Annotated in this window: 5 protein-coding genes; all 5 read left to right on the forward strand. The window is 72.5% G+C overall.

The window, feature by feature from the left end:
• The first annotated feature begins 46 nt into the window (after nt 1-46).
• Complete coding sequence (locus VMF70_11485) at nt 47-937, forward strand: FAD binding domain-containing protein (GenBank protein ID HTT68644.1); 891 nt, start codon at nt 47-49, stop codon at nt 935-937.
• On the forward strand, nt 934-1479 hold the full coding sequence (locus VMF70_11490) for a (2Fe-2S)-binding protein (protein ID HTT68645.1): 546 nt from the start codon (nt 934-936) through the stop codon (nt 1477-1479). Before VMF70_11485 ends, VMF70_11490 begins: the two co-directional genes overlap by 4 nt.
• Nucleotides 1476-3788 (forward strand): molybdopterin cofactor-binding domain-containing protein, encoded by a 2313-nt coding sequence (locus tag VMF70_11495; protein HTT68646.1) that lies wholly within the window; start codon nt 1476-1478, stop codon nt 3786-3788. Before VMF70_11490 ends, VMF70_11495 begins: the two co-directional genes overlap by 4 nt.
• Nucleotides 3785-5014: a YgeY family selenium metabolism-linked hydrolase gene (locus tag VMF70_11500; protein HTT68647.1), complete on the forward strand. Its 1230-nt coding sequence runs from the start codon at nt 3785-3787 to the stop codon at nt 5012-5014. Before VMF70_11495 ends, VMF70_11500 begins: the two co-directional genes overlap by 4 nt.
• The coding region (locus VMF70_11505) for a 4Fe-4S dicluster domain-containing protein (GenBank protein HTT68648.1) at nt 5014-6935 on the forward strand (1922 nt) is incomplete at its 3' end. The genes VMF70_11500 and VMF70_11505, both read left to right, overlap by 1 nt.

Raw genomic sequence — 6935 nt, forward strand, 5'->3', positions numbered from 1 at the left:
ACCGGCCCGGCGCGGAGCGAGGTTAGCAAGCTTATGAGGAATCGCCATGTTTGACCAACTGCGCGCTTTCCATCGTCCCTCCTCCGTCGCCGCCGCCCTTCGCCTGTTCGCATCCGAGCGCCGTGCCGGCGGCCGGGGGAGGTTCGTCGCCGGCGGCACCGACCTGGTGGTCCAGGGCGATCGCTCGCTGCGCTTCCTGGTGGACCTGACGCGACTGCCGCTCCGCTACGTCAAGAAGCGCGGGCGCGGCTGGGCCATCGGTGCGACCTCCACGCTGTCGGACCTCGAGCACGCCCCGGCGCTGGCGGGCCTGGCGGGCGGCATTCTCGCCGAGGCCGCGGGCACGGCGGGCTCCCGCCAGATCCGCACCATGGGCACGGCGGGCGGCAACCTCGCCAACGCCTCCCCCGCGAGCGACCTCGCGCCGCCGCTGCTGGTGCTCGACGCCCGGCTGGTTCTCGCGGGCCGGGGCGGGCGCCGCACCGTGCCGCTCGAGCGGTTCTTCCGGGGCGTGAACCGCACCGTCCTCGACGGCGGCCTTCTGGTGGAGATCGTGATCCCGCCGCCGCCCGCGCCGAGGGGCGGGAGGGGGGGGGCCGCCTGGTCGTTCCAGAAGCTCGGGCGCCTCGCGAGCGACATCGCCGTGGTGAACGCGGCGGCCGGCGTGGCCGTGGACGCGGGCGGCCGCTGCACCTGGGCGCGCATCGCGCTCGGCGCCGTGGCACCGACGCCGATGCGGGCGCGGCGCGCGGAGGCCGCGCTGGTCGGGAAGCCGTTCACTCGCGCCGCCGCGGACGCGGCAGCGGCGCAGGCCGCCGGGGAGACGCGGCCGGTCACCGACGTGCGCGGGACGGCGGCCTATCGGCGCGAGATGAGCCGGGTGCTCGTCGCGCGCGCCCTGGGGGAGTGTCTCGAGCAGCTCGGGAGGCCCTGGTGAGCGACCTCGTGATCCACCTGAGGGTCAACGGCGAGCCGCGGCGCTGGACCGTGGCGCCGGGCGACCTGCTGCTGGACGTGCTCCGCCGCGAAGGGTACTGGGGCGTCAAGCGGGGCTGCGAGACGGGCGAGTGCGGCGCGTGCGCCGTGCTGCTCGACGGCGAGCCGGTCAACTCCTGCCTCATGTTCGCGGCCCAGGCGGAGGGACGCGGGCTCACCACCATCGAGGGCATCGCCGAGCGCGACCGGCTCGACCCGATCCAGGAGGCGTTCCTGGAGCACGGCGGCGTCCAGTGCGGCTACTGCACGCCCGCGATGGTGCTCTGCGCCAAGGCGCTGCTCGAGCGGTCGGCGCATCCCACCGAGGCCGAGGTCCGGGAGGCGCTGGGCGGCGTGTTCTGCCGGTGCACCGGGTACAAGAAGCCGGTCGAGGCCGTGCTGGCCGCGGCCTCCACCGGGCGCGGCGGCAGGGCGCCCGTCCGGGCCGCGGCCGCGCGGCCCAGCCGGGCGGCGGCCCGCGCCAGGAAGGGGGCCGGGCGATGAGCGCGCACCGCGTCGTCGGCCGGCGCGCCCGCAAGGTGGACGGCCTCAAGCTCGTCACGGGCCGGACCGCCTTCACCGACGACATCGACCTGCCGGGCCTGCTGATCGGCAAGATCCTGCCGAGCCCGCACGCCCACGCGCGCATCAAGCGGATCGACACGCGCCGGGCGAAGGCGCTGCCGGGCGTGCACGCCGTGCTGACGTACCAGGACGTGCCGCGGGTGCCGCACACCACGGCCGGCCAGGCCTGGCCCGAGCCCTCGCCGTACGACACCTACCTGCTCGACTCCAAGGTCCGCCACGTGGGGGACCGGGTGGCCGCGGTGGCCGCCGAGACCCGCGCCATCGCCGAGGAGGCGCTGCGCCGCATCGAGGTGGACTACGAGGTGCTGCCGGCGGTGCTCGACATGGAGCACGCGATGGACAAGGGCGCCGCCGTGATCCACGACGAGCCCGACTCGACGGGCATCGACGACGCCGCGCGCAACCTCGCGGGCGAGATCCACCGCGAGCTGGGCAGCGCCGAGCAGGGGTTCCGGCAGGCCGACCTGATCGTGGAGCGCGAGTACCGCACCCCCCGCCAGCAGCACGCGGCCATCGAGCCCCACATCGTCATCTGCTGGCTGGACGCCGACGACCGGCTGGTGATCCGCACCAGCACCCAGATCCCGTTCCACGTGCGTCGCCAGGTGGCGATGATCCTGCAGATCCCGGTGAGCCGCATCCGCGTCATCAAGCCGCGCATCGGCGGCGGGTTCGGCGGCAAGCAGGAGATGGTGATCGAGGACATCTGCGCCGCGCTCGCGCTGGCCGCGCGCCGGCCCGTCAAGCTCGAGTACACGCGCCACGAGGAGTTCTTCATGGCGCGCACCCGCCACCCGCAGGTGCTGCGCCTGAAGATGGGAGTCAAGAAGGACGGCACCATCGTCGCCCACCACATGAAGGTGCTGGCGGCGACGGGCGCCTACGGCGGCCACTGCACCACCGTGCAGGGCAACACCGGCAGCAAGGTGCTGCCGCTGTACCGCGCGCCCAACCTCAAGTTCGACTGCGACGTGGTGTACGTGAACGCCCCGCCGGCCGGCGCCTTCCGCGGCTACGGCTGCCCGCAGGGCTTCTTCGCGCAGGAGAGCCTGGTGGACGAGATCGCCCACCAGCTCGGCATGGACCCCATCGCCTTCCGGCTCAAGAACGCCATCCGCCAGGGCGACACGGACGAGCTGTCGGCCCAGCTCGGCGAAGGACGCAAGGGCCTGCCGCGGCTGATCCGCAGCTGCGGCCTGCCGCAGTGCCTGGAGCGCGGCGCGGAGGCCATCGGCTGGAACACGAGGCGCAACGGCGGCCGCCGGCGCCCCGGCCGGGTCCTGCACGGCGTCGGCCTCGCCTGCTCGATGCAGGGCAGCGGCATCGCCGGGGTGGACTTCGCGGGCGCGTTCTTCAAGCTCAACGAGGACGGCTCGTTCAACCTCCAGGTCGGCGCGACCGACCTCGGCACCGGCAGCGACACGGTGCTGGCCCAGATCGCGGCCGAAACGCTGGGGGTGAGCCTCGACAAGATCCTGATCTACTCGTCCGACACGGACTTCACGCCGTTCGACGTGGGCGCCTACGCCTCCAGCACCACCATCATCTCGGGGGGCGCGGTGAAGAAGGCCGCCGAGAAGACCCGCGACGCGGTGTGCTGCTTCGCCGCCAAGCTGCTGGACGCGAATCCGGAGGACCTCACCTGCCGCGACGACCGCGTGTTCGCGCCCGGCGGCAAGTCGGTCACGATGGGCGAGGTCGCGATGTTCGCCTTCTACAAGGAGAAGACGCAGGTGATGGAGGGCTCCTCGCACTTCAACACCGACAGCCCGCCGCCCTTCTGCGCCCAGTTCGCGGAGGTCGAGGTGGACACCGAGACCGGGCAGGTCAAGGTCCCGCACCTCGTGACCGCGGTGGACCTCGGCGTCGCCATCAACCCGATGCAGGCGGAGGGGCAGGCCGAGGGCGCCGTGGCGCAGGGCCTCGGCTACACGCTGGCGGAGGAGATGGTCCTGGACGAGGCCGGCCGCGTCGTGAACGCGAATTTCTGCGACTACAAGATCTTCACCGCCGAGGACATGCCGAAGCTGACGACCATCCTGGTGGAGACCGAGGAGCCGCTCGGCCCCTACGGCGCGAAGTCCATCGCCGAGGTGCCGATCAACGGGGTGGGCCCGGCGGTGGCCAACGCGATCTTCGACGCCGCCGGCATCCGGCTGCGCCGCCTGCCGATCCGGCCCGACGCCGTGCTCGCGGCGCTGCGAGCGCCGGAGGCCGCGCGATGAACGCCCTCGCCGTCGTGCAGGGGAAGAAGGACGCGATCCTCGAGGGTGCACGCGCCCACCAGGACGCCATCGTCCGCTTCCTGCGGGACCTGATCGCGATCCCCGCCACCAGCTGCCAGGAGGGTCCCGTCATCGAGCGGATCGAGGCCGAGATGCGGAAGGTCGGCTTCGACGAGATCCGCGTGGACAAGCTGGGCAACATCCTCGGGCGGATCGGCTCGGGGAAGCGCGTGATCATGATGGACTCCCACACCGACACGGTGGGCGTAGGCGACCCCAAGGAGTGGACGTTCGACCCGTACCAGGGCAAGGTCGAGGACGGCTGTGTGTGGGGCCGCGGCGCCAGCGACCAGCGCGCCGGCATCGCGTGCCTCGTCTACGCCGGCAAGCTGATCAAGGACCTGGGCCTGACCGACGACTTCACCGTGTGGATGTGCGGCTCCGTCGAGGAGGAGGACAGCGACGGCATCGGCTGGCTGTACATCCTGCGCGAGGACGGGATCAAGCCCGACGCCGTCGTCATCACCGAGCCCACCAACCTGCGCGTGTACCGGGGCCACCGCGGCCGGATGGAGATCGAGGTGCACGTGCCCGGCGTGAGCTGCCACGCCAGCGCGCCGGAGCGCGGCGTGAACCCGATCTACAAGGCCACGCACATCATCCAGCAGGTGGAGGCGCTCAACGCGCGCCTCCGGAACGACCCGTTCCTCGGCAAGGGCACGGTGACCGTGACCGACATCCGCGCGCTGACGCCGTCGCTGTGCGCCGTGCCGTCGTCCGCCACCTTCCACCTCGACCGGCGGCTCACCACCGGCGAGACGAAGGAGAGCGCCGTCGCCGAGATCCGCGCGCTGCCGGCGCTGCAGGATGCCACCGTGGAGGTGCTGCAGTACAAGGTGAAGAGCTGGCGGGGGCTGGAGTACGGGATGGAGAAGTACTACCCGACCTGGGTCGTGGAGGAGAGCCACCCGCTGGTGCGCTCCGGCGTCGAGACGCACCGCCTCCTGTTCGGCCGGGCCCCCGTCGTGGACAAGTGGACGTTCAGCACCAACGGCGTGGCGACGATGGGCATCATGGGGGTCCCGACCATCGGGTTCGGGCCGGGCGAGGAGGACAACGCCCACAGCGCCCTCGAGCGCGTGCCCATCGCGCACCTGGTGGCGGCCACCGCGTTCTACACGGCCTTCCCGCTCGTCTTCCAGCACACGCGCGGGCCGTCCGCCTAGTGGCCGAGCTCGTCCCGCTCCCCTTCGACCTGCTCGCCAAGCGCGCGCTGCTTGAGCACGAGCGCGAGGGGAAGATCTTCGACCTGCCGCGGGCGAAGTTCTTCCGCGGCGATCCCGCGCTCGACACCTCGGTCCGCTTCCACGGCCGGCGTGCCGCGACGCCGGTCGGGCCGGCGGCGGGCCCACACGATCAGCTGGTGCAGAACGTGGTGCTGGCGTGGCTGGCCGGCGCGCGGATCATCGAGCTCAAGACCGTCCAGGTCCTCGACGAGCTGACCATCCCGCGCCCCTGCATCGACGCGACCAACGTCGGCTACAACGTGGAGTGGTCGCAGGAGCTGAAGCTCGAGGCGTCGCTCCGGGAGTACGTCGGTGCCGCGATGCTGATCGAGATCCTCAAGGCCGCGGGGGTTCCCGGCGAGGGCACGCCGCCGGCCAAGCTCGAGACGCTGTTCGACATGAGCGTCGGCTACGGGCTCGAGGGCATCCGGTCGGAGCGGGTCTCCGGGTGGATCCGCGCGATGAAGGACGCCGCGCCGATCGTGGACGAGCTCCGGGCCCGGCTCACCGGGCCGCTGGCGACGTACCGCAGCCTGCCCTTCCCCGCCCGCATCAGCGACGCGGTGACCCTGTCCACCTTCCATGGTTGCCCTGCCGAGGAGATCGAGGCGATCGCCTCCTACCTCCTTGCCGACTTGGACGTCGACGTCTGCATCAAGCTGAACCCGACGCTGCTCGGCCGGGCCGAGGTGGACCACCTGCTGCACGACGTGATGGGCTACCACGACGTCCAGACGACGGCGGAGGCGTTCGACAAGGACCTCCAGCTCGGCGACGCGCTGGCCATGGTGCCCCGGCTCCAGGCGCTCGCCCGCGCGCGGGGCCGGCGGCTGGCGGTGAAGTGCAGCAACACCCTGGTGGTGAAGAACCACCGCACCTTCTTCACCGACCAGGTGATGTACCTGTCGGGTCCGCCGCTCCACGTGATCACCATGAACCTGGTGCGCCGGCTGCGGGAGGCGCTCGGCGGGTCGGTGCCGATCTCGTTCTCCGCCGGCCTCGACGCGCACAACGTCGCCAGCGCCGTGGCGATGAACCTCGTGCCCACGACGACCTGCACCGACCTGCTGCGGCCGGGCGGCTACGGCCGGCTGCCGCGGTACGTCGCGAGCCTCGAGGCCCGGATGCGGGAGCTCGGCGTGACCCGCGTTCCCGACCTGGTCCTGCGCCACGCGGGCCACGCCGGCGCCGCGGTGCGGGAGGTCGTGGCGGCGTGCGAGTCCTCGACGCGGGCCGCGGCCGGCGAGCTGGACGGCGGCGCGGCCGAGCGGGCGCACCGCTGGATGGTGGAGCGCCTCGCGCCGCGGCTGGAGGCCTGGGCGGCCGCAGCGGCGGGGGCGGCGGAGCCGCTGGACCGGCTCTGCGCGGCGCTCGCCGAGGAGTTCGAGCGCACCATCGCGCCCACGCTCCCCCCGGCCGTCGGGGCGGCGTGCCGCTCGCGGCTGGCGATGCTCGAGCAGGCCCTGGTGGACACCGCCGGCGTCCTGAACACGCCCGCCGCCGTCGAGCAGGCCACCGCGGACCCGCGCTACCGGTGGGAGAAGAACCGGGGCGTGCCCCGGAAGATCGGCTCGAAGCTGTGGCTGTACGACTGCGTCAACTGCGACAAGTGCGTGCCCGTCTGTCCCAACGACGCCAACTTCGCGTACGAGGGCCCCGCGATGACCCTGCCGTTCGAGGACGTCGAGATCGACGCCAAGGGCCGGTGGCGCATCCTCCCCGGCGACGACGTCTTCGCCATCGGCGAGACGCACCAGCTCGCCAACTACGCCGACCTCTGCAACGACTGCGGCAACTGCGACGTGTTCTGCCCCGAGGACGGCGGTCCGCAGGTCGCGAAGCCGCGCTTCTTCGGGAGCCT

Source organism: Gemmatimonadales bacterium (assembly GCA_035502185.1).
In the GTDB taxonomy this organism is placed as follows: Bacteria; Gemmatimonadota; Gemmatimonadetes; order Gemmatimonadales; family JACORV01; genus Fen-1245.